This window comes from Kitasatospora sp. NPDC001527 (assembly GCF_040298605.1).
Classification (GTDB): domain Bacteria; phylum Actinomycetota; class Actinomycetes; order Streptomycetales; family Streptomycetaceae; genus Kitasatospora.
The window spans coordinates 47,517-73,930 of record NZ_JBEPAM010000034.1 but is presented as its reverse complement, the minus strand read 5'-3'; the positions used below and the strand labels follow the sequence as shown (position 1 = coordinate 73,930).

Annotated in this window: 22 protein-coding genes; 17 read left to right on the top strand and 5 right to left on the bottom strand. The window is 76.8% G+C overall.

The genetic code is table 11. The features are described from left to right. Positions 1–56 precede the first annotated feature (56 nt). Positions 57–2,558, bottom strand: coding sequence for an ABC transporter permease (locus ABT238_RS26375; protein ID WP_350793990.1), 2,502 nt, complete (start codon positions 2,556–2,558; stop codon positions 57–59). Between the two features lie 831 nt (positions 2,559–3,389). On the opposite strand from ABT238_RS26375, the gene ABT238_RS26370 reads away from it, so the two are divergent. The 4 genes from ABT238_RS26370 (at position 3,390) to ABT238_RS26355 (ending at position 8,180) form a co-directional block, all read left to right on the top strand. Next, positions 3,390–4,352, top strand: coding sequence for an RICIN domain-containing protein (locus ABT238_RS26370; protein WP_350793989.1), 963 nt, complete (start codon positions 3,390–3,392; stop codon positions 4,350–4,352). A gap of 59 nt (positions 4,353–4,411) precedes the next feature. Next, positions 4,412–4,921 (top strand): MarR family winged helix-turn-helix transcriptional regulator, encoded by a 510-nt coding sequence (locus ABT238_RS26365; RefSeq protein ID WP_350793988.1) that lies wholly within the window; start codon positions 4,412–4,414, stop codon positions 4,919–4,921. A 260-nt stretch (positions 4,922–5,181) separates the two neighbouring features. Next, positions 5,182–5,892 (top strand): ABC transporter ATP-binding protein, encoded by a 711-nt coding sequence (locus ABT238_RS26360; protein ID WP_350571094.1) that lies wholly within the window; start codon positions 5,182–5,184, stop codon positions 5,890–5,892. Next, complete coding sequence (locus tag ABT238_RS26355; protein ID WP_350793987.1) at positions 5,889–8,180, top strand: hypothetical protein; 2,292 nt, start codon at positions 5,889–5,891, stop codon at positions 8,178–8,180. The genes ABT238_RS26360 and ABT238_RS26355 overlap by 4 nt, the downstream gene beginning before the upstream one ends. A 37-nt stretch (positions 8,181–8,217) precedes the next feature. Here the strand turns inward: ABT238_RS26355 and ABT238_RS26350 are convergent, their stop codons facing one another. The 4 genes from ABT238_RS26350 to ABT238_RS26335 all read right to left on the bottom strand — a co-directional run bounded on the left by ABT238_RS26350 (position 8,218) and on the right by ABT238_RS26335 (position 10,516). Further along, entirely contained in the window at positions 8,218–8,598 is a 381-nt protein-coding gene (locus tag ABT238_RS26350) for a hypothetical protein (RefSeq protein ID WP_350571092.1), read from the bottom strand. Between the two features lie 55 nt (positions 8,599–8,653). Further along, positions 8,654–9,163 (bottom strand): GNAT family N-acetyltransferase, encoded by a 510-nt coding sequence (locus ABT238_RS26345; protein WP_350571090.1) that lies wholly within the window; start codon positions 9,161–9,163, stop codon positions 8,654–8,656. Next, positions 9,160–9,324, bottom strand: a complete 165-nt coding sequence (locus tag ABT238_RS26340; protein WP_350793986.1) for a hypothetical protein — start codon at positions 9,322–9,324, stop codon at positions 9,160–9,162. The genes ABT238_RS26345 and ABT238_RS26340 overlap by 4 nt, the downstream gene beginning before the upstream one ends. 319 nt (positions 9,325–9,643) lie before the next feature. After that, positions 9,644–10,516, bottom strand: coding sequence for an AfsR/SARP family transcriptional regulator (locus tag ABT238_RS26335; RefSeq protein ID WP_350571088.1), 873 nt, complete (start codon positions 10,514–10,516; stop codon positions 9,644–9,646). 275 nt (positions 10,517–10,791) lie between these two features. Here ABT238_RS26335 and ABT238_RS26330 point away from each other — a divergent pair, with 275 nt between their 5' ends. From ABT238_RS26330 to ABT238_RS26270, 13 genes are all read left to right on the top strand, one after another. Beyond that, entirely contained in the window at positions 10,792–11,538 is a 747-nt protein-coding gene (locus ABT238_RS26330) for a hypothetical protein (RefSeq protein ID WP_350793985.1), read from the top strand. Positions 11,539–11,658: 120 nt separating this feature from the next. Beyond that, complete coding sequence (locus tag ABT238_RS26325) at positions 11,659–12,798, top strand: hypothetical protein (RefSeq protein ID WP_350793984.1); 1,140 nt, start codon at positions 11,659–11,661, stop codon at positions 12,796–12,798. Between the two features lie 35 nt (positions 12,799–12,833). Beyond that, complete coding sequence (locus ABT238_RS26320) at positions 12,834–13,265, top strand: hypothetical protein (RefSeq protein ID WP_350571084.1); 432 nt, start codon at positions 12,834–12,836, stop codon at positions 13,263–13,265. Between the two features lie 112 nt (positions 13,266–13,377). Continuing rightward, positions 13,378–13,524, top strand: coding sequence for a hypothetical protein (locus tag ABT238_RS26315; RefSeq protein WP_350547294.1), 147 nt, complete (start codon positions 13,378–13,380; stop codon positions 13,522–13,524). A gap of 13 nt (positions 13,525–13,537) precedes the next feature. Then, positions 13,538–14,065, top strand: coding sequence for a hypothetical protein (locus ABT238_RS26310; protein WP_350793983.1), 528 nt, complete (start codon positions 13,538–13,540; stop codon positions 14,063–14,065). A 115-nt stretch (positions 14,066–14,180) separates the two neighbouring features. Then, positions 14,181–14,621 (top strand): hypothetical protein, encoded by a 441-nt coding sequence (locus tag ABT238_RS26305; protein ID WP_350793982.1) that lies wholly within the window; start codon positions 14,181–14,183, stop codon positions 14,619–14,621. After that, complete coding sequence (locus ABT238_RS26300; protein ID WP_350793981.1) at positions 14,618–16,267, top strand: hypothetical protein; 1,650 nt, start codon at positions 14,618–14,620, stop codon at positions 16,265–16,267. The genes ABT238_RS26305 and ABT238_RS26300 overlap by 4 nt, the downstream gene beginning before the upstream one ends. Next, complete coding sequence (locus ABT238_RS26295; RefSeq protein WP_350793980.1) at positions 16,264–16,743, top strand: GPW/gp25 family protein; 480 nt, start codon at positions 16,264–16,266, stop codon at positions 16,741–16,743. The genes ABT238_RS26300 and ABT238_RS26295 overlap by 4 nt, the downstream gene beginning before the upstream one ends. Beyond that, complete coding sequence (locus ABT238_RS26290; RefSeq protein ID WP_350571077.1) at positions 16,736–18,091, top strand: baseplate J/gp47 family protein; 1,356 nt, start codon at positions 16,736–16,738, stop codon at positions 18,089–18,091. Before ABT238_RS26295 ends, ABT238_RS26290 begins: the two co-directional genes overlap by 8 nt. Next, a complete protein-coding gene (locus tag ABT238_RS26285; RefSeq protein WP_350793979.1) occupies positions 18,088–20,472 on the top strand; it encodes a hypothetical protein in 2,385 nt (794 codons plus the stop codon). Before ABT238_RS26290 ends, ABT238_RS26285 begins: the two co-directional genes overlap by 4 nt. After that, positions 20,469–22,226, top strand: coding sequence for a hypothetical protein (locus tag ABT238_RS26280; protein ID WP_350570508.1), 1,758 nt, complete (start codon positions 20,469–20,471; stop codon positions 22,224–22,226). Before ABT238_RS26285 ends, ABT238_RS26280 begins: the two co-directional genes overlap by 4 nt. Further along, a complete protein-coding gene (locus ABT238_RS26275) occupies positions 22,223–22,555 on the top strand; it encodes a hypothetical protein (protein WP_350570509.1) in 333 nt (110 codons plus the stop codon). The genes ABT238_RS26280 and ABT238_RS26275 overlap by 4 nt, the downstream gene beginning before the upstream one ends. Then, entirely contained in the window at positions 22,552–26,397 is a 3,846-nt protein-coding gene (locus tag ABT238_RS26270) for a hypothetical protein (RefSeq protein ID WP_350793978.1), read from the top strand. Before ABT238_RS26275 ends, ABT238_RS26270 begins: the two co-directional genes overlap by 4 nt. Positions 26,398–26,414 lie beyond the last annotated feature (17 nt).

Sequence of the window (26,414 nt, the reverse complement as noted above, 5' to 3'; positions counted from 1 at the left end):
GCGCCGATCCTAGGACGGCGGCGCCGGTCATGTGGTGCACATGGCGGCGTTGGCGGTCAGGTCGTGCGCATGGCGGCGACGGCGGTCATCCGGGCGACCCGGCGGGCGGGGAGGACGGCGGCGGCGAGGCCGGTGAGCACGGTGAGAGCGAGGGCGGCGAGGACGAGCAGGACGGGCGGGCCGCCGAGGGTGCCGAGGGTGGCGGTGACGGAGCGGGCGGCGGCCCAGCCGTAGCCGACGCCCAGGGCGGTGCCGAGCAGGGCGGTGGCGAGGGAGAGCAGCAGCGCCTCCAGGGTGAGCATCCGGCGCAGCTGGGTGCGGGACATCCCGATGGCACGCAACATGCCGATCTCCCGGGCGCGTTCGTCGATGCTGAGGACGAGGGCGGCGGCGACGCCGAGGCCGGCGATGACGACGGAGAAGCCGAGCAGGGCCATCGAGATCAGCATCATCCGGTCGAGCAGCGAGCGCAGCGTCTCGGCCTGGGCGGCGGTGTCGGTGACGGTGAGCCGCGGATGGGCGGCGAGGGCGCGGTCCATGGCGCGCAGGGCGGTGGGGCGGCCGGTGCCGGGCGCGGGGGCGATCCAGACGGTGGTGGCGGGGGCGCCGGGGGCGATCCGCTCCAGGGTGGCCGGGGTGACCAGCAGGGTGGCGCCGCTCTGGAGGGTGAACGGGAGGGCGCTGCGGCCGGGTTCGACGCGCAGGGTGGTATCGGGGCGCCCGGTGGCGCCGGTCACCGTGAGGGTGCGGCCGCCGTCGAGGCCGCCGAGTGCGGTGCCGTCGGTCAGGGCGCGGGCGCGGTCGACGTCGTCGGCGTCGGGGTTGAGCCGGGCGGGGTCGGCGGCGGCGATGACGGTGTCGCGGCCGTCGACGCGGACGGTGGCCGAGTACACCGGCGTGACGGACAGTTCGCGCTCCCCGGCGAGCGCCGTGAGCGCCCCGGCGGGCACGGCGCCGCCCGCGGCGCTCGTCGCGGAGAACACGCCGGGCTGGCGGGCGGAGGCCACGGACACCAGCGAGTTGGAGGTGATCTCCAGGGCGGTGACGGCGCCGACCATCATGGTCACCCCGAGCAGCAGGGCGGAGCCGGTGGCGCCGGTGCGCAGCGGGTTGCGGCGCAGCTGCTGGGTGGCGAGGCGTCCGGCGGTGCCGCCGAGGCGGCGGGCCGGGGCGCCGAGCAGGGCGACGGTGGCGGGCAGCAGCCGGTGGGCGAGCCGCAGGACGCCGAAGAAGCTCGCGATGGCGCCCACGGTGACGGCGAGCAGGGAGAGCGGCGGCGCGGCGAGCGCGCCGGCCACGACCAGGGCGGTGCCGGCCACCAGCAGCAACACCGCCCACACGGTGGCCCGGACCCGGGCCCCGGTGCCGCCCGCCGCGGCGTGTCCGGCGTCGGCGAGCGCGGCGATCGGCGGGACGGCGGAGGCGGCCTTGGCGGGGCCGCGGACCGCGAGCAGGGTGAGCAGGACGCCGAAGAGCGCGGCGAGGGCGCAGACCAGCGGCGAGGGGGTGAGCGAGAGGTGGACCGGGCCGAGGTCTGCGGTGGCCGCGACGGCCTGGCTGGCGGCGCAGACACCGAGGCCGAGCAGCACGCCGGCGGCGGAGGCGCCCACGCCGAGCAGCAGGCCCTGGCGGCGGATCAGCCGGCGGACCTGGACGCGGTCGGCGCCGACGCAGCGCAGCAGCGCGAGCTGGCGGGTGCGCTGGGCGAGCACGACGGTGAAGGTGTTGCCGACGACCATCCGGGCGACGGCGAGCGCGATCAGGACGAAGGAGAGCGCGGCGATCAGCACCACGCCGTAGAGGGTGCGGCTCTCCCGGGTGGCGTTCTGCACGGAGGCCGCCCGGGTGTGCACCTCGGGGGCGGTGCCGTCGGCGGCGAGCGCCTCGCGCAGCGCGTCGACGGCGCGGGTGGCGGAGGCGCCGGGGGCGAGGCGGACGTCGAGCCGCTCGGCGACGGCGCCCGCGGAGTACCGGGCGACGGCCTGCTCCGGGACGGCGATGACGGGGTGTCCGGAGAGGCTGGGTGCGCCGCGGCCGTCCAGGGTGCCGGTGAGCCGGGCGGTGGCGGGGGTGCCGTCGGCCCGGGTGAGCCGGACGTCCGCGCCGGGGCGGACGCCGAGGCGCTGCGCGGTGTCGGCGTCGAGCAGCACCTCGCCGGGGGTGGTGGGCCACTGCCCGGACTTGAGGAGCTGCCAGCGCAGCGCGGGGTCGGCGGCGACGGCGCTGACGACGGCGTCCGCGTCGAGCGGGCGGCCGTCGGCGGTCAGCAGCCCGCCGCGGCCGGTCAGGCGCGGGGCGATGGCGGCGACTCCGGGCACCTGCCGGGCCCGCTCGGCGGCGGCGGTGTCCAGGGCGGCGCCGGTGGCCGGGCGGGTGATCTGGACGTCGCCGGGGCCGACCTCGGCGGCGGCGGTCTGGCTGAAGGAGTCGACGAGGGCACCGCTGCCGCTGACCGAGGCGATGAGGAAGGCGACGCCAAGGGCGATGGCGGCCCCGCTGAGGACGAGTTGGCGCAGCTGCCCGCGGAGTTCGGCGAGGGTGTGGCGGTAGGTGGTCATCGTTCCCGGTCTGTCGTCGCACGGCCGGATCCCGGCCCGTTGTCGCTGGTCACCGGCGGTGTGGCGGTGAACGGTTCGAGCCTAGGAGGCGGGCGGTACCGGCCGGTAGGCCGGGAGGTCCTATTCATGATCAAACCGGTGGCGGAGGTCGGGACCGTCCGCCTCCTCCTGGAGACGTACGCCACCCCCGAGGCCCCGGGGCGCACAGGCGGCCCCGGAGCGGGAAGTCGGACGGGCCGACTTCCCACTCCGCAGAAGAAACGCTTCTGCGATTCGGGGGGGGGGCGGCAGGCGCGGGCGGCCGGGGAGCGGGAAGTCGGGTGGGTCGACTTCCTGCTCCGGGGAGGGAACGCTTCTGCGCCCCGGGGGTCGGCATGCGTGGGGGATCGAGTGAGCGGCCCTCGGCTCCGGAGGAGAAACGTTTCGTCTTCTCGGGGTCGGCGTGCGCGGGTGGTCGTGGAGTGGGAAGTCGGGTGGGTCGACTTCCTGCTCCGGTGAGGGGGTGCTTCTGCAGGGGGCGCGAGGTCAGAAGAGGGGGAGGCGGCGGGTGAAGGTGTCGGGGGGCGAGGCTGCCCGGGCAGGCCCCTGGCTTCCTTGCCCCGGCGGCCCGCGCGCCGGGCGTACGGCCGCCCCCGTGACGGCGTCCGCCCGGAGCGCGGGCCGGGGTGTCACGGACGTTGCCGGACAATGGCGTTCCGCCGCCAGGGAGTCGGGCGTCCCGGACGGGCGGCCGGGTGTCCGGGCAGGTCGGCCGGGTGTCCGGGACGCGGCGGCGAGGGCGGTCGGAGGTGGTCTTGCCCGGCCGGGTGCTGCTCGGGGAGGATCGGCCGCATGCGGGACCAGGGCCGGGACGGGGACCACGAGCAGGGAGCCGGGCGGGGCGGCGCGAAGCCGCAGGACGCCCGGGACGCGGCGGAGTTCACCGCACTGCTGCGCGGGCTGAAGGAGCGATCGGGGCTGTCCTTCCGGCAGTTGGAGGAACGGGCGGCCGAGCGCGGCGAGGTGCTGCCGCGCAGTACGGCGGCCGACCTGCTGCGCCGCGACGCGTTGCCGAGGCCGGAGGTCCTGCTGGCCTTCCTGCACGCCTGCGGGCTGGAGGCCGACATCGACGCCTGGCTCGCGGCGCGACACCGGATCGCGGCCGAGCCCGCCCAAGCCCCCGCCGCCCCCGCCGTACCGCCGCCCGCGCGCCGCTCCCGCCGCCGGCTGCTCCCCCTCGCCGCCGTCACGGCGGCGGCCCTGCTGGGCGGCGGTGGCTACCTGCTGGCGGACGCGGACGCGGAGACCGCCACCCGGCCGGCGCCGGACCGCAGCGTGCCCCCGGCCGGCACCTACCGGATCCGCTCGGAGGCCTCGGGCCTCTGCTTCTCCGAGCGCGACGACGAGGGCTCGGGCCGTGTCTTCCAGACGGCCTGCGCCGAGGCCGTCCCGGTGTACTCCCTGGAGCCGCTGGACGAGGGGGTGGTCCGGCTGCGCTCGCTGCACCCGGTGTTCGGCTACGGCTGTCTCGGGGTGGAGAACGGCAGCACCCGCTCGGCCGCGCAGGCGGAGGACGACTACTGCGGCCGGCGCGGCACCGCCGAGCGCTTCCGGCTGGAGCCGGTCCCGGGCGGCGGCTTCCGGATCGTGCCGCAGCACAGCGGTCTCTGCCTGACGGCGCCGGGCGGGGCCGCCGCGACGGAGCGCGCCCCGGTGGTCCAACTCGCCTGCGAGCCGGCCGGCTCCGGTCAGGTGTTCCACTTCGACGCGGTGCCCTCCCCGAGGGCCGTCCCGGACATCACCACCAACCCCTGAGACACCCCTGACCAGGGCCGTTCCGGTACGGTGGGGGCGACGAGAGGAGGGGCGAGCGGATGTCCACGGCACCCGGGGGCGGTCTGAGCGCCGACGAGGCGGTCCGAGCGATGCTGCTGTTCATGCCGAGGGTGGCGGCGCGGCTGAAGCGCACGCCGGTGCCCGAGCAACTGCGCTCGGCGAACCTGGCGCCCCGGCATCTCTCCATGCTCTCCTTCCTGCTGTTCGATGGTCCGATGCCGGTCAACCGGCTCGCCGCCCGCCTCCAGGTCGCCCCGACGACGGTGAGCCTGATGGTCGCCGACCTCAGCCGCCAGGGCGTGGTGGAGCGCAAGGCCGACCCGGCCGACCGCCGGCGCACCATCGTCACCATCACCGAGGAGCCCGACACCAGGGCCGCCATCGAAGGCTGGCTCGCCAACGGCGCGGCCGCCTGGCGGGCCGCCTTCGCCCCGCTCGCCCCCGAGGAACGCGCTCTGTTCGTCCGCACCATCGAGGCCTACGAACAGAGCGCCGGCGGCCCGCGCCCGGCCGGCGCCGACTCTCCGGGCCAGGCCGCCGGCGGCTGATCCCCGCCCGGCCGCCGGGCCTCGCTGCCGAAGGCCGCACCACTTCGGGCCATTGACGGCCCCGGCGGGAACCGGCCGGGGCCACCGCCGTGGCCAGGGGCCGGGCGGGGACCGCCGCGCGCCCGTAGGGCGCCGCCCGCCGCTTCCGGCCGGATACGCCCCTGTTGTGCACGTTTCGCCCGCGTCCGAACGGACGCCCGGCGACGGCTGGAAAGCTCCCTCTGGTGACCCCCGGCACTGCATAGCGTGTATGCGCACCCATGAACCGGGCCACATCGCCCGTCCGCGCAAGGAGTGAACGCGTGCCACCAGTGCTGCGAGCCCGGGCCCTGCATCTGAGTTACGGCCCGGCGGCCGCCGTGGCGGGCGTCGATCTGAGCGTCGACCCCGGCGAGGTGGTGGGCGTGGTGGGGGCCTCCGGTTCGGGGAAGACCACCCTGCTGCACTGCCTCTCCGGGCTCCTGCTCGCCGACAGCGGCAGCGTGCTGTTCCGCGATCGGCCGGTCGAGACCATGACGGTCCGTCAGCGTGACGAGCTGCGCCGCTCGCACTTCGGCTTCGTCTTCCAGTTCGGCGACCTGGTACCGGAGTTGACCCTGCTGGAGAACGTCTCCCTGCCGCTGCGCCTGCAGGGGACGCGGGCCGCGGAGGCCCGGCGGAGGGCCGGTGAGCAGTTGGAGGCGCTGGGGGTCGGAGGGCTGGGGCGCCGGACGGTCGGGGAGGTGTCCGGGGGCGAGTTGCAGCGGGCGGCGATCGCGCGGGCGCTGGTGCACCGCCCGGACGTGGTGTTCGCGGACGAGCCGACAGGAGCCCTGGACGACCGCAACTCCGAGGTGGTGTTCGGCCTGCTGCTGGAACGGGCCCGGGAGCACGGGGCGGCGGTGGTGCTGGTCACCCACGACCGGCACCTGGCGGCGCGTACCGACCGCACCGTGGTGCTGGCCGCAGGACGGGTGGTGGAGCCGGCATGAGGCCGACAACCACCGTGCCCGCGGCGCCGGCGGTCGCCTGGCGGGCGCTGCTGTCCCGTCAGGCGCGGCGGCGGGTCGTCCTGCTCGCCCTGGCCGGAGTGGTCGCCGCGCTGGGGGTGCTGGCCGCGGTCGGCGCGGCGGAAGTGAAGGGACGCGAGAACGCCCGCTCCGGCGCGGTGGAGCCGCTGTTCGGCCCGCAGCCTGGCTACGGCGGAGTGCCGGTGTTCAGCCGGCCCGACGTGCCCGAGACCGGCTGGAGTCAACTGGAGCACCGCTACCGCGGCCACATCGTCAAGATCGTGAGGGTCGCCGACCCACACGACCGCGGCCCCTTCCCGCCCGGTGTCACCGCCTGGCCCCGCCCCGGGCAGGCCCTGGTCAGCCCCGCACTCGACCGGCTGATCCGTAGCGCCCCCGCCTCCCTCGGACAGTGGTTCGCCGGGACGGACGCCGAGGTCCTTCCCGCAGCCGCCGTCGGCAGCGCCGGCCAACTGATCGCCTACCTCGGCGTCACACCCGAGGAACTGGGCACCCTACAGGGCCCGTTGACGGGCTTCGGCAGCGCGGGCCGGTCCGGGTCCGGCTGGTACCCGGCGCTCGGCTCCATGCTCTTCCTGGTCATGCCCGCCTTCGCCCTCGTCCTGACCGCGAGCCGCTTCGGCCGCCAGGTCCGCACCACCCGCTACCGGGCACTGCGCCTGCTCGGCCTGCCCGCCGCCCACGCCCGGGCGGCCGGCGCGCTGGAGACGGCGGCGCCGGTCGCGGCGGGCGCTCTGGCCGCCGCGCTCGCCTGGCCGTTCCTGCTGCCGGAGATGTTCGCCCTCCCGCTCACCGGCCGTTGGCTGTTCGGCGCGGACCTGCGGGTGCCGGCGGGGCGGTCGGCGCTCATCGTCCTGGGTGTCGCCGTCCTCGCCGGAGCCCTCGGCGCGGCCACCGCCTCGGGCTCCGACCGCGCCTCGCGCGGGGTGCGGCTCCTGCGGCCGGTGCGGCTCACCAGCCCCTGGGTGGCGCTGCTGTTCGGTGCCGGACTGCTGCTCCTGGCGGTGGCCTACTCCCGGCACAAGCCGCGCGACCCGCTGCTGTGGGCGGCGATCGTGCTGCTCGGCGCGGGCCTGCCCAGCGCCGCCGCGTGGGTGGGCCAGCAACTGGCCCGGCTCCTCGGGCGGGTGGAGGCGGGCGTGGTGTGGCTGCTGGCGATGCGACGGCTGGCGGCGGACCCGCAGTCCCGCTTCCGGGTCGCCGGGATGGTCGGGATCGCCGTCTTCGCCGTCGGCGCCGCCCAGCCGGTCTCCCAGGTCATGGCCCAGCCCCACCTGCCCTGGGTCGCCCAGGCGCGCGCCGCCGGCCACACCGACCTGCTCGCCGGCGCCGAGACCCTGGAAGTCGTTCCCCTGCGACTGGCGGATCCCCCCGCGGCCGTCCACGCTCTGGTCCCCGCCGTCGCCCTGTGGTCACCCGACCAGGACCGGGCCGTCCGCCCCGCGCACGCCGCGCTCGTCGCCGACTGCCGCCGGCTGGAGGAACTCTTCGCCCGGCCGCTGCCCGACTGCGCCGGCGGCCGGATGATGCTGCGGGCCGCTCCCCTGCCGGCGGGGGACGGGCAGCCGGCAGCGCAAGCGCAAGGCCGGCCGGACGCGGGCGGGGGCCTGCTCCTGCGTTCCGCGGACCGGACCCGACAGACGAGCGTCGCACCCGTCGCGACGACGCTCGACCTACCGGCCGACCAGGACACGCCGGTCTGGGCCGTCATGGTGCTGCCACCCGACGACCCCGCCCTCGCCGAGCTCGGCGACCCGTTCCAGACCGCCGCCTACATGCGGATCGCCGTGGACGCGGCAGCCTGGGAGGAGGCCAGGACCTGGGTGGTGTCCTCCTCACCCGCCTACCGGCTGGAGAACTCCTACCAGCTGTCGGGAGTCCTCGACAGCACCGGCAGCTGGGTCCTGCTCGGACTGACCGCCTCCGCCGCCGTCACCGTCCTCGGCGCCCTGCTGGCCGTCGCCGAGGACGGTGGACGCCGCCGGGAGTGGTTCGCCCTGCGCGCCCTCGGCATGGCCCGCGGCCGGCTGACGGCCGTCCAGTTCACCGAGGCCCTGGTCGCTGCGGCCCTCACCGTGGCCCTGGCCACCCTCGCCTCCACGGGCGTCACCGTCACCTATCTGCGGATCAACGAGGACCGCCTCGACAGCGGCCTTCCCTACCTCCTCGCGGCGGGGGCCGGCATGAGCGTGGTCGTCCTCGCCGCCGCCGCCAGTAGTTGGGCCACCCTGCGGACGCCCTATCGCTAGGGCCCGCGGTCACCCGCGTGCGGCCGTCGCGCCGGACCTACGCGCCGGGCGGACCGGCGCAGGTACGGAAGAGGTCGAGCAGTTCGCGTCCGGGCTCGCTGTCCGGATCGAAACCCTGGACGCCCCGTAGCCCGGACGGGATGCCGGGCCCCAGGAGAAGGGCGCCGTGGCAGCGGAAGCAGAACGCGATCTCGAAGAGGAGATCGGTGGAACTGTGAGCCCGAACGGCGTAGACGGGCGTGAAGCAGCGACGCAGCTCGTCGCCCGGCAGTGCGGAGACCAGGTTCAGTGTCTGCCGAGCCTGCTCCTCCACCCGGACGTCCAGGACATCGCCGACCACGGTGCCGGAGTCCGGCCATGCGGTGATGCGGACCACTTCGATCAGGTCGGTCTGTGCGGCGGTCTCGGGAAGCAGCATCCGTACAGGATCACCGGCGAGGCCACGGCCTGGGAAGGCCGAAGGGCTCGTCCGGTCATTCCACCGGCATCGACATGTAGACGGCGCGGGCTCCGTAGCAGGGCGGGACGGTGACGTCGCGGTGGGCGCGGTAGCCGAGGAGGGCGAGGAGGATGTCGGTGCGGCGGACCGCGACCATGGAGATGCGGTCGAAGCCGCGACGGCGGGCCTCGTCGCGCAGGTGGCGGATGAAGCGGAGGGCGAGGTCGCGTCCGCGCAGTTCCTCGGTGATGACGAGGTCGTGCACGTGGAGGTTGGTGGAGTCGAAGGCGGCCTGCTCGGGGCTGCTCAGGTCGGGGCACTGGTACAGCGGGTAGGGCAGGCTCAGGAGGTAGCCGACGACCTTGCCGTCGCGCTCGGCGACGTAGCAGGTCTCGGGGGAGGCCTGGGCCCGGGAGTACAGGGCCTCGCGGCCCTCGGAGAGGCCGTCGGCGGTGTAGGCGGCGGACTCCAGCTCGACCACGGTGTCCCAGTCGTCCTCGGCGAGACGGCGGAAGGTGACGTCGGCGACCTTGGGGGCGGTCATCCGATCACCGCCTCGGCGGCTGCCAACTCGACCGGCGACACGCCGTGTTCGGGATGTCCGGACGGATCGGAGGAGCCCAGGGCCGGCCGGTGCACCGCGGCGTCGACGTGCTCGACGGCGTATGCCCGGGTGGTGGGCAGGGCGAGGCAGATTCTTCTCATGCCGCTTCTCCGATGGGTGAACTGATGGGTCGTCGGACGATGGGAGACCCTGCGGCCGGGCCTCGGGGGCGCCGGTCCGCGGCGGGTCCGGGGCCGCCCCCACCTCGTCGACCGTCCCGGGTCCGCCGGGGAAAGCGAACCCGGGACGCGGTGAATTCGCGCTGATCGCAAGCGCGTTCACCGGGCCTCCGTCGGGTCGAGGCCCGGCCTTCGACTACGGTGGACTAGACCAACTGGAGTGTCAACGCGCGCCGCCCGCACGGCCCCCGCCGGGCCGTCGCACACTGCCCGATCGGGCAGACCGCGCGCCGGCCTCCGGTCAGGGCCGCGCGGGTTCGCGCCGCACGCGTCCGAGGAGCGGGTCCTGACGCAGGATCGCGCGGTGGACACCGGCGAGTTCCGCGCCCGGCTCGATGCCGAGTTCGCCGACGAGCCGGCCGCGGGTCCGCCGGTAGAGGGCGAGGGCGTCCGCCTGGCGGCCGGTGCGGTAGAGCGCCCGCATCAGCAGGGCCTGCGGCTGCTCCCACAGCGGGTGGCCGGCGGCCAGCCGCCAGAGCCGGGCCACCGCCTCCTCCGAGCGGCCGAGCGCGAGGTCCGCCTCGGCCACCAACTGCTCGGCGCCCAGGCGGACCTCGTCCAGTCGGGCGGCCTCCCACTGGAAGGCGGACAGGTCCTGCAGCTCGCCCAGTGCCGGGCCCCGCCAGAGCGCCAGCGCCTGGTGGGCCGAGGTGCGGGCGGCGGCCGCGTCGCCGGCGGTGAGCGAGGCGCGGGCGGTGTCGAGGAGCTTCCCGGCGCGCCGGTAGTCGAGCTGGTCGTCCTGGACGGTGAGCCGGTAGCCGGACGGGCCGCCGAGCAGCCGCGGGGCCGATCCGCCGGTGTCGCCCGGGCGGGCCAGGGCGGTGCGCAGCCGGGAGACGTAGCTCTGCAGGGTGTTGAGCGCGCTCGCGGGCTCCCGCCCGCCCCAGACGTTGTCGATCAGCGGTCCGACCGGCACCGGGCGGCCGGGGGAGAGCAGCAGGGTGGCGAGCACCGCCCGCTGCCGGGCGCCGCCGATCGGCAGGGCCTCGCCGTCGTACCGGACCTCCAGGGGGCCCAGCGCGCACAACTCCCAGGCCCCGTCCGTCCGGACCGCCCCGACGCCCGCCCCGACGCCCGCCCCGATACCTGCTCCGTCATCCGCTCTGCCGCTCACGCTGTGCCACCCTCCGCGTCGTTCGTGTCCCGGTGCTCGGACCGTGGGCGAGTAGCGTGCTCTCTGCGCGTAGACGGCCACTCAACAGCGACTAAACGTTTGACCGTGTGCAGACTTCGTCAACGATGCACCGCCATCCTGCCCAGCATCTCCCCACCTACGCGCGTCGATGCACGTGGGTTGCACGTGCTTTGCACGCGGCGACGACCACGCTCTGTGGTGGATGACGGAGCCCCGCCCGGACCGAGCGGCCGGGGCCGACCGAGGGGGACGAGATGGACTTCCGCGACCGCACCCTGGTGCGACTGGCCGATCCGGAGCAGCGGGACCGGCTGTTCGACCAGCGGTCGCTGGAGAACCTGGTGGCGGCCGGCTACGAGACGGCGGCCGGCGTGACCGGCCCCTACCGGGCGGACTTCGCCGAACTGCGGCTCGGCGTGCGGCTGGAGCGCCCGGTCACCGCCGAGGGCGGCTGGTCCGCGCCGGGCGGTGCCCGGCAGGAGGGGCGCTTCACCCTCACCGGCCTCGGCGGGCCCACGGCGGACGCGCTGTGGCGCGGCGGCGTGACGGTGCGCACCGCCGCCGGGGGCGGCCGGGTCGACGCGGTGGACGCCGCGCCGCTCGCCCCGGCCGAGGGGCCGGAGCTGACCGTCCGCTACGCGCCGGCTGCCGGGACGCCGCGCCCGGTGGTGCTGCCGGTGCTGGTGGCGTTGCTCGTCCGCGAGAGCGTACGGCCGGCCGACCTGCTCGCCGAGAGCCGGGGGCTGGCCGGGGCGCTGGGCGCGCTCGGTACGGCGGCGGTGCTGGGGACGGGGCCGGGGACGGTGCCGCTGGCGCCGCGCGGCCGGGCGCAGGTCGGCTGGCTGGTGCCGCCCGCGGTGTTCGACGACCCGGACTGGCCGGGCGGCTCCACCGCCGCGGGCCCCGCCGAACAGCGCGCGGCCCGCGCGGCGGCGGCCGGGCGGCTGCTGGCCGCCCAGGGGATCGCCCTGCTGGTCGTCCCCGAGGCCGCGGCCGCCTGAGCCGAATGCCTGAGCCGAATGCCTGAGCCGGCCGCCCCACGCGACCGTCCGCCGTGACATCCCCGGAACCGACCGCTTCCACCGCCCGGTTCACCGGCCGGAGAGCAGGAGAGGAAAGCCATGCCCACTGCGTACCCCTTCGTCGACATCGAGATCGACAAGTCCGGGCTGACGCCCCGTGTCCAGCCCTCCAGCGGGGTGATCGCGATCGTCGGCACCACCCCGGACGGCGCGAGCGGCGGGACCGCCGCCGTCAACGTGCCGTACGTCGTCACCACCCCGGACGAGGTGCGCGCCCTGTTCGGCCAGGACAGCGTGCTGCAGAAGGCGCTGCTGCTCGCCCTCACCCAGGACCGGGTGCCGCAGAAGGTCTACGGCGTGCGGGTCAAGGGCACCGAGCACGCCGCCGGACTGGCCGCCCTGGAGGCGGTCGACGACGTGTCCGTGGTCTGCCTGGCCGGCGTGACCGATGCCGGCACCGAGACCCCGCCGGCCGGCCTGCTCGCGCTGCGCGCGCACGTCGAGGAGATCTCCGCGAAGGGCCTGCGCCGGATCGGCGTCGCCATGATCGACCCCAAGGCGGAGAAGGCGCCGGACTACGTCGCCAAGGTGCTCACCCCGGCGCTGCTCAAGCTGCGCAGCGACAGCGGCCGGATGGTCCTGGTCGCGGCCCGGGGCGCGGACGGCGACGTCGCCGCCGCCACCGCCGCGGTGATCGCCGCCCACCCGCCGCACGCCTCGCTGCTGCTCAAGCAGGTCAAGGGGGTGCGGATCCCGAAGGAGAAGCAGTACGGGCCGTCGGAGATCATCGAGCTCTCCAGGGCCGGCCTGAACCCGGTGATCGACCCGGCGCTGATCGCGGGGGAGGGCCTGCACCTGGCCGAGGGTCAGACCTTCACCACCGACCCCGCGTACGGGTACATCGACCTGCGCCGGGTGGTGGACCACGTGGAGTTCCTGCTCCGCGCCGGGCTGATCGGCAGCGTCGGCGACGCCCGGATCACCCGCACCGGCCTGACCATGCTCAAGCAGCGCACCGAGGGCATCCTCGGCGGCCTGCTGCGCGCGTCGGTCATCGCCGGATTCGAGGTGCGGATCCCGGTGCTGGAGGTCCTCGGCCGCCCGGAGACGGAGTGGACCCAGGCCGACCGGGACGCCGTGCGGGCCGCGCGCGAGCAGCGGGCGGTCGACGTCCAGACCTCGATCACCTACGGCCCGGCCGTGCACCGCCTGCACGTCAAGCTCGCCGTCACCTACTGACCCCTTCCGCCGAGGACACCTGGGAGCCCGCCACCATGGCCGACTGGAACACCCGCCTGGCCGTCGCGTACATCGACGACGCCGGCAAGAGCGCCGAGATCGCCCCGATCGACTCGATGTCCACCACCTTCAACCTCAACGCCGAGCCGCTGCACTCGCTGGGCGCGACGCACGTCGGCGTCGTCTACCAGCCGTCGCAGGTCAACTTCTCGATGACGGTGAAGGCCATCGGGCCCGCCGCCGCCGAACTCACCGCGATCGCGCTGCGCGGCGGCCGCTTCGACATCGTCCTCCAGGAGCAGTCGGGCACCGACTGGTCCTTCCGGACCGTGGTCATGTCGGACTGCGTGGTCACCGCCTCCGCGCAGTCGGCGAGCATCGCCGGTGCGCCGACCGTGACCTTCTCGGGCTTCTCGCTCGCGGCGAAGGTCGAGGGCAAGTCCGGGCCGGCGGTCGCGATCCCCTGACCGGCCGGCAGCCCGCCGGCCCCGCCGGCCCACGGGCCGGGCCGGCGGCCGCACCCGGCCGCCGGCCACGCACCGCCACCACCCGCCACCCGCCACGAACCGAGGAGCGCACGTGCCCGAGGCCGCGCACTACCACTTCCCGGTGGAGATCGAGGTCGCGCACGCGCCCCAGGTCGACCACCAGGCCATCGCCGACCTCGTGCTGGAGCGGCTCACCGCCCAGCTGGAGGCGCTCGACCCCGCCCCGCGCCGGGACTGAGGGGGAACCGATCGTGTCCAGTTTCCAGCGGTACGGGCCGCCGTCCCTGGTCCTCTCGGACGGGCTGGCCACCGTGCCCCTGTGGGCGGTGACCAGTCTGGACCTGAGCCGCCAGTACCAGTACGAGCGGACCGGGCCCGCCGAGCCGCGGGAGACCGTGATGGTCTCCGGGCTGCTGGTCGGCGCCGAGCGGTTCGCCTGGAGGGCGGCGCTGGAGGCGCTGGCCGAGTACGAGACCGGCACCGGCGCGTTCGCCGCCGGGCCGGCCGTCACGGGGGCGGCGACCGCCGGCCTCACCGCGGCCGCCCCGGCCCGGCGGCTGACCCTGCTGGCCGAGTCCACCATCCGCACCGACCTGCGGATCGTCTCGCTCTCCTTCGCCGAGCGGGCCGAACGCCGGGAGGTCGTCGAGGTCTCGCTCACGCTCGTCCACGCGCCCACCTGGCGGGGCGGGGCGGACGCCCTGACCGGCGCCGCGGCGGCCGGCCTCTCGGCGCTCGCCGACTGGGGGAGCCACCGCGACCGGGACGGCCGCCGATGACCGGCCCGCTCCGGCCCACGACCGGCCAGACCCGGCCCGTCACCGACCCGCCCCGGCCCGTGACCGCCCCGGCGCCCCGACGACCCACCGACCGCCCGACGAGGGAGGGACACCGTTGAGACCCACCGCACCGATCCTCCGGCTGCTCACCCCCGCAGGGCCCGACCCGCTGCCGCCCGGCGCCACCGTGGTCGAGGCCGCGCTGGACGGCGGCCTGCCCGAGTACCTGCCGCTCCACCCCGAGCTGGGCGTCTTCGTGGTGGCCGTGCTCGGCCGCGCCGACACCTGGCACGCCGCCCGCCCCGCCGCCGTGGTCAGCACCCCCGCCGCCCCGGGCCGCGCGTTCCGCCTGGTGCTGCGCGTCAGCGGCGGGTACGCCGGCGCGCTGCCGCTGACCGCCGGGGCCCGGCGGACCGTCGAGCTGCCGGGATCGCCCCGGCTCGCCACCGAGATCGCTTTGCTGGACTGGGAGTTGCGGGCCGGATCGGTGCGCGGCGCGGGCCGCCACGGCTCCCGGATCACGCTCGCCTGGTGGGACCTCGGGGGTGCGTCGTGAGCGACTGGGCGCTGCGGATCACCGGCGGAGCCGCGCCGCTGGAGCTGTCCGGCGCGCAGACCCGCGGCGTGGTCACCCTGCGGGCCGAGGCGTCGCTGCCGTCCGGCCTCGCCGCCGCCACCGTACGGCTGACCGTGCGCGGGCTGGCCGAGACCGTCGCCGACCGGCTGGCGGCCGGCCCGGGACCGCTGGTCGCCGAGCTGTTCCTGCACGGCGCGGACGCCGCCCGGCCGTTCGACCCGGCGGCCCGGGTGGCGGCGGCCGTCGTCGAGCGGACGGTGCGCCACCAGGGCCGTTACGGGCCGGAGTTGCGGCTGGACGGGATCGACGAGGCCTACCACCGGCTGTCGGCCGCCTGCCGCACCCCGGTGCCGGCCGGCGACCACCGTACCCAGGCCGCCGAGCTGGGCCGCCGGGCGGGTGTGGCCGTACAGGCGCACGGCGCCGCCGTCCGCGGCGGACCGCTGGCCGCCGGGCCCAGCCACCTGGAGCACCTGGCCGGCCTGGAGCGCGCGCTGGCCGAGCACGACGGCCGGGGCGGGCGCGCCCTCGCGCTGTTCCGGGACGGGGTGCTGCACCTCGGCGCCCGCCCGGCGGCGCTGGTCGCCGTCCACGAGGTGCGGCCGCGCTGGGCCGAGGAACTGGCCGGTGCCCGCCCCGACCGCCCCGCCGTCCGGCTCGGACTGCCCGGTGACGCCCGGCTGCTGCCCGGTGACCTGGTGCGCCCCGGTGCCGGAGCGCGGCCACTGTACGTCACGGCGGTGCGTCACACCCTCGACCGGGTGCACGGCTTCACCACGGTGGTCGCCGCCGTCGCCGTCACCGGGCCCGACGCGGCCTGGGACGGCCGGCCGGGCGCCGCCGAGCGCGTCACCCTCCGCTCCGAGCCGACCGCCGACCCGGCCGCCGCGGCCGCCCGGGCCGTCGCCGGCCTCGGCCGCGCCGCCGCGGCGCGGGCCGCCGTGCCGGAGGCCGCCGAGGTGCGCGGCGCGGACGGGCCCACCGCCACCGTCTGGCGCGGGCTCGCGCCCGGCGACGGCGAGCCGATGCAGCACCGCCGGCTGGACACCGCCCGCACCGAGCCGGACCGGCTGCCCGGCGTCGGCTACGCCACCCCGTTCGCCTGGGGCCGGTACGGCCTGGTGCTGCCGCGCTACCCCGGCACCCGGGTGCTGCTGGTGCCCCGGCGGGAGCGCGCCGACGACGCGGTGGACGTCGGGGCGCTGTGGCGGGACGGCGAGGGCCCGGCCGCCCGCGCCGGCGACTGGTGGCTGCACCTGCCCGCCGCGGTCCCGGCCGGCCAGCGCGAACGGGTCGCCGACGACCGGCCCGGCGCCGACCCCGGCGACCGCGCGAGCAACGACCTGACCGACGCCGACGGCAACCGGGTGATCGAGGTCGGCGAGCTGACCGTCCGGGTCGGGCGCAAGGCGCTGCACGGCCCGGGCGTGCGCCCCGAGCGGGCCGGCACCGAACACGCCGTCACCATCGAGCACGCCGACGGCGGGGCGTCCGTGGTGATCGCCGCCGACGGCACCATCACGCTCACCGGCAAGAACCTGCGATTCGAGGCACAGGAGACCATCGCGATGAAGGCGGAGAACGTCAAGGTCGCCGTCACCGGCCACATGGACGTGACCGGATGACCGCCGCCTGGAACCTCGCCGTCGGGCCGCCCGCCGAGCCCGCGCCCGTCATCGGAACGACCGCCGGAGCGACCGCCGGAACGACCGCCGGCGACCCGCCCGTGCCGGACCCGCTCGCCGCCGACCTGCAGCTGCGCGACGGCGACCTCGCCGCCGTCACCGGCCCGGACTGCGTCCTGCAGTCGGTGCGGCTCGCGCTGACCACCGCGCTCGGCACCGACCCGCTGGACCGGGGCTTCGGCTTCGACGGCCTGCGGGTGCTCGCCGAGGAGCGCACCCCCGAGCTGGTCCGCGAGCGGATCCGGGTCGCCGTCCTCGCCGTCCTGGGGCGCGACCCCCGGGTGCGGCGTGTGCTCGACGTCCGGGTCGACGACCCGTCCGGCGCCGACCGGGCCCTGGTGGTCGGCGCGGTCCTGGAAACCGACACCGGCGCGGTGCTGCCGGTGACCCTCACCACCGGAGTGCAGCGTGCCTGACCAGTCCGCCCCGACCGCCCCGTCCGCCCCGTCCGCCGCGGACCAGCAGCTCCAGCCCGGTGAGGCCCTGTACGGGGTCACCGACCGGGGCTTCGTGCCCAAGCCGTACGCCCGCCTGGTGACCGAGCGCTTCGAGCTGGCCCGCGAGGTGTTCGGCGCCGACCTCGACCTCGGCCCCGGCTCGGTGATCCGCCGCCTGCTGGAGGTCACCGCGCTGGAGGACGCCCGCACCTGGTCGGCCCTGGCCGGCTCCTACGACGACGCCTTCGTCTCCACCGCCGGCGGCGACGCGCTCACCGCGCTCGGCGCCGAACTCGGCCTGCCCCGCCCGTACCTGGAGGCGGCCGGCGAGCTGCGGCTCACCCTGCGCGGCACGCCGTCCGCGCCGGTCGTGGTGCCGCGCGGGGTGCGCCTGCTGACCCCGCGCGGCGACGACGTCGCCACCGACGCCCGGGCGGAACTCTCCGTCCAGCAGCGGCAGGTCACCGTCCCGGTGGTCGCCTTCCGCCCCGGGCCGGAGGGCAATCTCGACCCGGCCAGGACCGAGCAGCGGATCACCACCTGGAACCCGCAGGACCCCTGGCGCACCGAGTTCCTCGCCGGTCCGGGCAGGGCGGGCGCCGAGATCGAGATCGACGGCGCCGCCGCCCGGCTCACCGGCGGCGAACGGCACTGGCCCGACGACCGCTACCGCCGACTGCTGCTGCGCGCGCCGCGCTCGCTGTGGAACGCCGAGGCGATCCGGCTGGCCGCCGCGCTGGTGCCGGGCGTGCGCCAGGTCCAGGTCAGCGACGTCTACGGCGGCCTGGACATCCACCAGTCGATCTTCGGCACGCTCGACGGCAACTTCATCGACCGGCTGTTCGGCGACGAGGCCACCGCGGCCAGCCCGTTCGGGCTGAACGTCCTGGTGGCGCCGACCCCGGCCGCGATCTGGGGCGGCCCCGGCGGCGGCGGACTCCACGACGCCGTCCGCAAGGCGATCGACGACCTGCGCCCGCTCGGCGTGGTGCCGCGCATCCAGCCCGCCGTCGAGGTCGGCGTGCTGCTCTCCGCCCGGCTGGTGCTGCGCGGTTCCACCACCCCGCCCGACCAGCTGAAGGCCCGGCTGCTCACCCGGGTCGCCGAGTACGTCGACGGGCTCGGCTTCGGCGAGGAGGTCCGGCACGCGGCGGTGCTCGCCGCGATGATGGCCGAACCCGGCATCGCCGACGTCGCCGGCCTCACGCTCGCCAAGTACCCGCCCGCCCTCGGCGCCGCCGCGGCGCCCGCCGCCGGCCCCAACCTGCGGCTGGCGGCCAACGAGATCGCCGTGCTGGTCGAGGACGCGAAGGGGCTCACCCAGTGACTTCCCCGCCGATCCCCACGATCACGGAGGCCCCCGCCGCCGCCCACCGCGCCATGGCGGACCACCTGCCCGCCCCGCTGCGCGCCGCCGTGCAGGACGAGCCCCTCCCGCTCACCGCCGCGGACGGCCGCCTCACCGGCCGGCTGCCCGCCGGGCCCGGCCGCCCGCTGATACTGGCCGGAGCGGGCCGCGACCTCGCCGAACGCGGCCTGCGGCTGACCGCCACCGTGGCCGGCACCGCCCTGCCGCCCCTGCTGATCGCCCCGTACACCGAGGCCGACGCGCTGCGCCCGCTGCCGCTCGGCGCTACCTGGCCGCCCGGCGCGCCGTTCGAACTGGCCGCCGCCTGGCTGGACGGCGACGGCACCGCCCGCCCGCTGCCCGCCGCCGAGGCCGCCGACCTGCTGCGGGTGCGCTGCCTGGCCGGTACCACCGCCCGGCTGCTGTACGTGCTCGGCGCGCCCAAGGCCGAGATCCGCCGCACCGCCCGGCAGATCGCCGCCTCCCGCACCCTGACCGGGGCCCGCTCCGGAGCCCTCGACGGCCTCGGCGCCGAACTGGGCGCGCCCCGCTTCGCCGAGCGCCTCACCGTGCGCCCCGACGGCGCCGCCGTCGAGCCGGCCCGGGAGGGCGACGAGGACTACCGGGCCCGCCTCGCCGTGCTGCGCCCCTGGGCGGTCCCCTCGCCGCAGGGCCTGGCCGGGCTGCTCAACGGCGCGGCCGGGGAGGGCGGGGCGCTGGCCCGGTTCGCCGTCCCCGCGCCGTTCGGCGTCGAGGACAGCGCCAACGGCCTGGCCATGGCCTTCCGGGTGGTCGCCCCCGGTGGCGAGGCCGACCGGCTCGCGGTGCTCGACCAGGTCCGTGCCGTCCACCTGGTCCAGCCCGGCCCGGACGGCGACGCCGTGCACGCCGCCCGGCCGCGGTCGGCCGACCGCCGGGCCCGCGACGAGCAGCTGCGCGCCGCCCTGCGCACCGGCTGGACCTTCGCCGACCGCGCCGCCGTGCGGCCCGCGCTGGCCCGCGGCCTGGCCGCCGCCCTGGTCCGGCTGGCGGCCTGCCGCCGGGCCCTCGGCCTCGCCGCGCCCGGCACCGTGCTGAGGGTCCAGGACGCGGCCGGCGGTAGCCGCTACGAACTCGGCGTCGGCGCCGACCTGACCCCGCTCACCGCCGCCGAACTCACCGCGCTCGCCGCCCGGCTCCGCGCCCCAGGCCCGGCCGTGGACCCGTCCGTCGCCCCGGAGATCCGCGCGCTGATCGCCGAACTGCGCCCGCCCGCCGACCCGGCCGACGACCCCGACGGCCGCTGGCTGCTCGCCCCCTGCGGCCTGGCGACCGTGCACCGGCTCGCCGAGGACCGCCTGTTCGTCTCCCACCTGCCGCTGCACGGCATGGCCGTCGACCTCGACGCCGACCTGCTGCGGGCCCGGTACGCCGCCCGGCAGGACGAGCGCACCCACGCCGTGCTCGGCGACGGCCTGGCCGCCGCGCTGCGGGCCTGGGCGCCGGACGGCGCGGGGACGGCCGTCCCCGCCGACCGGGCGGCGGCCGTGCAGCGGCTGCGCGCCGAGGCCCAGCAGCTGGGCGCCGCCGACCCGGCGGTCGCCGCGTTCCGGGCGGCCGGGCTGCCGGCGGTCGCCAACCCGGTCCCGGCCCTCGAACAACTGCCGTCGCTGCCCGCCGAGTTGTACACCGTGATCACCCTGCCCGGGCAGCTCGGCACCGACCTGCTCGCGGGCCGGGCCGAGGCGGTCGCCAGGCTCCGCCGGCTGGTCGGCCTGCTGCGCGACCAGTGGCTGGTCTCCGCCCTGCCGGTGGTGCTCGCCCCGGCCGGCGGGGTCCGCACCCTGGCCCTGGTGCTCGGCGCCGTCCCGCTGCCGCAGGTCGGCACCAACCTCAACCGCCGCCGCGCGGTGGGCTTCCGCTGGCAGACCGTGCCGCTGCGCGGCTCGCTGACCCTGTCCGCCACCACCGGCCCCGGCACCACGGTGCGCACCGCCGACGGCGGCGCCGGCGTCGTGGTCGCCCTCGGCTACGCCCGCCGACGGCGCACCGACCCCTACGAGTTCAGCGTCGACCTGCCCGGCGGCACCCTCGGCCACCGCGAGTACGAGGCGCTGATGAACCTGCTCGACCGGGTCCACCCGGCCGGCATCGCGGTCGACACCTCGCCGATCCGGCGCGGCCGGGTCGTGCTGGGCAGCGGCCCCGACCCGACCCCGCTGAGCCCCGAACAGTCCCGGCTCTACCGGGACTACCGCCCCGGCCGGGGCCGCCTCGCCGACCGGGTCTTCAAACCGATCACCGCGGGACTCCAGGTCGGCGTGCGCGCCACCGTCCGCGTCGACACCTACCTCAAGCCTCGCCAGGGGGAGAAGCCGTGACCCAGCCCGTCCCGCCGATGCAGCGGCCCCGCTACTTCGACTACCAGTTCCTGCGCGCCGACGACTTCGACACCGAGCAGCGCTACCACCGCTCCCGCCGCGAGCTGCTCACCGCGCTGTTCTACAGCCCGGGCGTGGTCACCGGCCTCACCGTCACCTGCACCGACGCCGGCGTCACCGTCGCCGCCGGGCACGCCGTCGACCGGCAGGGCCGGCTGATCGTCCTGCCGGCCGCCGCGCAGGTCCCGGTGCCGGGCGCGGGCGACCTCACGCTGCTGGTCACCGTCCGCTACAGCGAGCGGGCCACCGACCCGAGCGACGAGACCGGCGTGCCCGGCGAGACCCGGTGGACGGAGGAGCCCAAGGTCGAACTGACCGGCGCCGCCGGAGCGGACCAGATCGTGCTCGGCACCTTCCGCCGGGCGGCCGGCAAGGGCACGGTCAGCGCCACCGGCCGGGTCGCGGCCGGCCTGGTGATCCCCGGCCAGTACACCGTGAAGGGCACGCTGACGGCGGAGGGCGACATCACCGGCGCCAACCTGGCCGGCAAGGACGTCCGGGCCACCGGCGCGATCGTCCCCTCGGTCGGCGGCACCGCCGCCAACGGCATCATGTTCCCCCGCGACCCGGGCGGCGGCACCGGTGACGAGGCGTTCCTGCGGTACTTCCCCTACAACGGGGAGAACACCCAGCTGGTGCTCGGCAACGGCAACGACCCCGACGACCTGATCGACTTCTTCCAGGCGGCCAGGACCCGCCTGCGGATCGGCGGCGGCATGCTGCACACGGGCAAGCTGGACGGCAACACCGCCGTGCAGGGCGAGGTCCTCGGCGCGCTCGGCTTCCACGGCAGCGGCGTCCAGCACGCCCAGTTCTCCTTCCGGGCCGGCCGCGGCTTCGAGTTCGTCGACCGCAGCGCCGACTGGCCGTCCCTGGACTACGCCGCCGACAGCAAGCCCTACGCCGACGTCTACGCCCGCAACCTCGCCGTCAACGACGTCACCGCCCGCAACCTCGCCGTCAACGACGTCCGCGCCACCGGCGACGTGTACGTGGGCCGGGACAAGACCCTGGTCGGCAGCGGCAACCTGCACCTCGCCGGGCCCGGCAAGACGGTCGTCAGCAACCAGTACTTCGGCAGCAGCGGCCTGCTGCACGTCCAGGGAGGCCTGTCGGTCGGCGACTACGAGCCGGCGCTCAACCGGGTCACCGCCTGGGACGCCAACTTCGGGGGCGGCATCTACCTCGGCGGCACGATCGGCGACCTCGGCAGCGCCGCCGTCCGGATGTACAACAACGGCGACATCCGCTGCACCGGGATCGTCTACGCCAAGGAGAAGAAGTTCCTCATCGACCACCCGCTCGCCCCCGAGGAGAAGTACCTCCTGCACACCGCGCTGGAGGGGCCCGAGAACGGCGTCTACCAGCGCGGCGAGGGCCGGCTCGCCGACGGCCGGGCCGTGGTCGAACTCCCGGACTACTTCGAGGCGTTGACCCTGGCCGAGGGCCGCACGGTGCAGCTCACCCCGGTCTTCGAGGACGACGACGAGCCGCTCTGCGCGCTGGCCGCCTCCCGGGTGCGGGACGGGCGCTTCACCGTCCGCACGGTCGACGGCTCCAAGGCCTCGCACGCCTTCTGCTGGGAGGTCAAGGCCGTGCGCGCCGACATCGAGCGGCTGGAGCCGGAGGCCGACAAGGCCGCGTTCGACCGCCGGCACGAGGCCGCGGCGGCGCCCTCCGGGGAGCCGGCATGAGCGCCGCCCCCGGAGCGGGCTCCGTCACCGCCACCCCCGGCACCACCCCGGCCAACGGCACCTGGGCCGCCGTCAAGGTCACCACCGAGGCGGCGTCCAGGCTGCGGGTGGACGGCACGGCGCCGCTGCTCGCGGCGAGCGGCGCCTTCCACTTCACCTCCAACAGCGGCGCGCTGGACAGCACCGTCGCCCTCGCCGCCGCCGACACCCGGCTGCGCTGCGACGGCCGGCCGGTGCTGCTGGCCGGCGACGCCAGGTCCGACACGTACGGCAACACCCTCACCGCGGCCTCGCCCGGCCGCCTGCGGACGGAGCGGCGTCCGGCATGATCCCCCAGGTCACCGTGCCGGTCCGGCTGCGCCTCGACGCGACGGCCGCGGCCGGGGGCTCCTACCGCCCCCGGCTGCGGGCCGCGCTCGTCCGGGCGCTGGCCCGGGCCACCGCCACCGCGCCGGTCGGGACGGCGGCGGCGCCCTCCTTCCGCTGGTCCGGACCCGGCACGGCCGGGCTGCCGGCCGGCGTCCGCGCCCGCGTGGAGCGGGAAGTCAGCGCGCTGATCGAGGAGTTGACGGCGCCGGCCGCCCTGCCGGCCGCGGCCGCACCGGTCGCCGGGGGCACCTCGGCGGACCCGGCGGCGGACCGGGCGGCGGACCGGCCCGGTGCCCTCCCGCGCGGCTTCAGCCTGCGCCCCAACTCCGCGTACGACCTCGCCGAGGAGGGCCGCCCCGCCCTCTGGCTCACCGAGTCGATGAGCGTCCGCGAGGCGGCCCGCCGCCTCTACGGCCGCCCGGACGACTGGCGGCTGCTCGTCTACTGGTACAACCGCGACCTCTGGGCCGCCGAACACGACCTCTCCCGCCGCCCGCCGGAGGTCGCCGACCGCCCGCTGCCGGCCGGCGCACGCCTGCGCGTCGAGCCGGGCCTGCTGCCCGCGCCGCTGCGCGCCGGGGTGCTCGCCGCCGCGGCCCTGCGCGAGGCCGGCGAACTCGACCACACCGGCGGCGTCCGGCTGGTGGTCGAGGGTTCCGGCGGGCCCGGCGGCGGCCCGGTCCCGCGCGGCAGCACCGTGCGGATCGGCCTGCGGCTGCCCGAGGACGCCTACCCCGTCCGGGCCGAGTGGCGGCTGCGCCCCGACCCGGCCTACCGGGCGCTCGGCGGCGGCCTGGTCGACGCGGTCCGCACCGGACCCTCCGGCGACCTCACCGGCCCGCGGAACACCGAACCCCACCGGTGGGACCTGCCCGCCGACGCCACCGGTGTGCACGTCGTCTCCTGCCGGCTCTTCCGGGACGGCGAGTTCTGGCAGGAGGTCTGGACCTCCCTGCTGGTGCTGGACCCCGGGGACCTCGCCCGGATCGTGCTGCGCTCCGGCGCCGCCGCCCCGCCCGGCCTGGCCGCGCTCCGCGCCGCGCTGCAGTCCGCGTACGACGAGCGGATGCGCGTCCTCGCCGGGCCCCGGGAGAAGAACGGCCCGGGGCCCTACCTGGCCGCCGAACCGCAGGGCCCGGCGACGCCGGGCAGCGAGGTGCGCTACCAGCTGCTCTGGACCGACCACCCGGGGGAGGAGGTGCGGCTGCGCTGGCAGGTCCGCGCCCTGGACCCGCCGCCGCCCGGGGAGGTGCGCAGCCCGCTCGGCCGGGGCGAGGCGGCCGTCTCCCCGGGCCTGCTCAGGCCCGGGATCCCGACCGGACGGCTCGCACCGGGCCGGGCCTTCAACGACTTCTGGCAGGTCCGCTGGGCCGACCTGCCCGGCCGCTACGAGATCGGCTGCGAGCTGACCTGGAGCCAGGGCTCGCACCGGGTGGTGCTGGAGCAGCGGGTCGCGGTCGAGCCCGGCAGCCGCCCGGGGGCCGCGCCGGAGAGCCCGCGCGCCGCCCGGCAGCGGCTGACCGAGGACCTCGCCCTCGTCGACCGCACCCTCGCCCGCGGTGAGGCGGTGCCGCTGCGCGCCGCCTGGGTGGCGGGCGAGGGCGAGCCGACGGCCGTCCCGCTCCAGCTGTACGTCACCACCGCCCCCGACGCCCCGGCCGCCGGGGTTCACCTGCGGATCTGGGACCTCTCGCCCTCCGGGCGCCGCCGGTACTACGAGGGCGGCGGCGACACCCCGCAGGAGGCGCTGGACCGGGCGCTCGCCGACCTCGCCCGGGTGCCCTACCCGAAGGGCGCCGTGCTCGCCGAGACCGACGGCTTCACCCTCGCCGGGCAGGCGTTCCCGGCCCGCGCCGTCGCGCTGCGCTGCTCCGGGGACATCCCGCTCGCGTCCTTCCTGTCCTCCGCCTCGACCTTCCTGTTCGTCGGCGGCGCCGTGCTGTCGATCGCCGGCGCCCCGTACGCCGGCGCCCCGCTGATCGCGCTGTCGCAGGTCGGCGGGGCCGCGGCGGCCGTCGTGCGGCTGCGCGACCGGGCGCTCTCCGGGGAGCTGCACGCGGACCAGCAGACCCTGCTGGACGCGCTGGACCTCGGCGGCAACCTCACCGGGGCGGTCGGCAGGGGGGCCCAGGTCCTGCGGATCACCAGGGGAGCCGGGGCGCTGGCCTTCGTCGCCCGGGTGGACGGCGCCCTCGGTACCACCCAACTGGTGGTCGCCGACGTGGACCTGGCGCTGCGGCTGGACGCGGCGGTGGCGCGCGGCGAGCAGCGGGAGGTCCTCGGCTTGCTGGGGGAGGCGGCCGCGTCGGGCGCCCTGCTGAAGCTGGGCGCGTCGGCCGAGGGCGCCGCGCTGGACGGCGGCGGCGCCGCCACCGGCTCCCCGGTGGTGCTGCGGCAGGCCACCCCCGACCCCCGCTTCGTCGCGGCGCTGCCGGCCGAACTGCGGGACGGCGTCGAGGTGTTGGAGGGCGGCGGGCGCACCGTCCGGGTCCACTACGAGTACGACGCCCTGGGCCGCGCCAGGGTGCGGATCGCCGCCGGCCCGGACGCCACCCCCGAGGACGCCGCGGCCCACCTGGCCACGATCCGCGAGGTGCGGAAGTACCAGGGCCTGTCCGGCGGGACGGCGATCGTCATCGAGCAGGTCAGGGCCCTGATCACCGGCGAGTTCGTGCCGGAGCCGGGCACCCGGGCCTGGGACGCCAGGGAGGAGATCAGGAAGCTGACCCCGATGATCGCCGCCGAACGGGACCCGGTCAGGGCCGCCCACCTGCGACGCCAACTCGCCCGGCACGAGAGCGTCCTGGCCGCCCGGAGCACCGGGCAGGGCGGCGTGATCGCCGCCGAGGACCGGCCCGGCCGCAAGCGCGGCGAGGGCCCGGTGCGGCTCTACTCGTCCGAGGGCCAGGCGCTGGCGGTGGCGCGCAAGCAGCGGGTCGACCAGGCCCTCGGCCGTTCGCGGGCCGCGGGCACGGAGCACTTCGCGGACGCGGACGCGGCCCGCCGGGCCCTTGAGGCCCATGCCGCGGCCCGGCCGCCGCGCCCCGCCGCGCTGGCGGAACGGATCACGCAGATCGGCAGGCTCGCACCGGAGGACCGCTTCGAGGCACTCGACGCACTGTCGGCGGAGGGAGGCCGTTCGGCCGGGGAGGTGACGTACCTGGAGTGGCTGGGACGTTCCTGGCGGCTGCGGCAGGCGGTCGACGAGGCGGAGGGCGCGGCGAGGTCCGCCGCGGCGGAACAGGTCAACCTGCGGACGGTGAGCGAGGCCCTCGCCGACGAGGTGCGGGAGAAGAGCCGGTCACTGATCGACGTGATGCGCAAGGAGGGACGGAACTACCGTGACCGGAGCCGGACCTCGTTCGACGAGGTGATGGGCGAGAAGGCCTGGAAGCGCCTGGTCGACCGGGAGGTCGAGGCGAAGAAGCCACGGCCCGGGCTGGCCACCGACCACCTCGTCGCCCTCGACCGGATCACCAAGCTGGACGAACTCGTCCCGCTGCTGCGCCTGTACGCCGAGGCCGCGCCCGCCGTCCAGGAGGAGCTGTACCGGGCGCTGCAGGCCCTCGGAGACCACAAGGACAACCTGCGCCGGATGGGCCACTCCGCCAACAGCAGCAAGAACAACCGCAGCTGGCACGAGATCACCTACGACGAGGCGGCCCGTTTCGGCTACACCACGCGCCAGGTGGACGAGATCCGGGTGGCGGAGGACAAGGCACTGGCGGCGCTGCTGCGGCGGATCGAGGAGCTGCGGACGCACTACACGCCCCTGGTGCGCGGGGACGCCGCCGGGCGCTGAGCCCGGCCCGCTGCACG

What these genes read in the sequence shown, in the direction of transcription:
- ABT238_RS26375 (WP_350793990.1), bottom strand. Translation starts at nt 2,558, where the DNA reads ATGACCACCTACCGCCACACCCTCGCCGAACTCCGCGGGCAGCTGCGC.
- ABT238_RS26370 (WP_350793989.1), top strand. Translation starts at nt 3,390, where the DNA reads ATGCGGGACCAGGGCCGGGACGGGGACCACGAGCAGGGAGCCGGGCGG.
- ABT238_RS26365 (WP_350793988.1), top strand. Translation starts at nt 4,412, where the DNA reads ATGTCCACGGCACCCGGGGGCGGTCTGAGCGCCGACGAGGCGGTCCGA.
- ABT238_RS26360 (WP_350571094.1), top strand. Translation starts at nt 5,182, where the DNA reads ATGAACCGGGCCACATCGCCCGTCCGCGCAAGGAGTGAACGCGTGCCA.
- ABT238_RS26355 (WP_350793987.1), top strand. Translation starts at nt 5,889, where the DNA reads ATGAGGCCGACAACCACCGTGCCCGCGGCGCCGGCGGTCGCCTGGCGG.
- ABT238_RS26350 (WP_350571092.1), bottom strand. Translation starts at nt 8,598, where the DNA reads ATGCTGCTTCCCGAGACCGCCGCACAGACCGACCTGATCGAAGTGGTC.
- ABT238_RS26345 (WP_350571090.1), bottom strand. Translation starts at nt 9,163, where the DNA reads ATGACCGCCCCCAAGGTCGCCGACGTCACCTTCCGCCGTCTCGCCGAG.
- ABT238_RS26340 (WP_350793986.1), bottom strand. Translation starts at nt 9,324, where the DNA reads ATGAGAAGAATCTGCCTCGCCCTGCCCACCACCCGGGCATACGCCGTC.
- ABT238_RS26330 (WP_350793985.1), top strand. Translation starts at nt 10,792, where the DNA reads ATGGACTTCCGCGACCGCACCCTGGTGCGACTGGCCGATCCGGAGCAG.
- ABT238_RS26325 (WP_350793984.1), top strand. Translation starts at nt 11,659, where the DNA reads ATGCCCACTGCGTACCCCTTCGTCGACATCGAGATCGACAAGTCCGGG.
- ABT238_RS26320 (WP_350571084.1), top strand. Translation starts at nt 12,834, where the DNA reads ATGGCCGACTGGAACACCCGCCTGGCCGTCGCGTACATCGACGACGCC.
- ABT238_RS26295 (WP_350793980.1), top strand. Translation starts at nt 16,264, where the DNA reads ATGACCGCCGCCTGGAACCTCGCCGTCGGGCCGCCCGCCGAGCCCGCG.
- ABT238_RS26275 (WP_350570509.1), top strand. Translation starts at nt 22,223, where the DNA reads ATGAGCGCCGCCCCCGGAGCGGGCTCCGTCACCGCCACCCCCGGCACC.
- ABT238_RS26270 (WP_350793978.1), top strand. Translation starts at nt 22,552, where the DNA reads ATGATCCCCCAGGTCACCGTGCCGGTCCGGCTGCGCCTCGACGCGACG.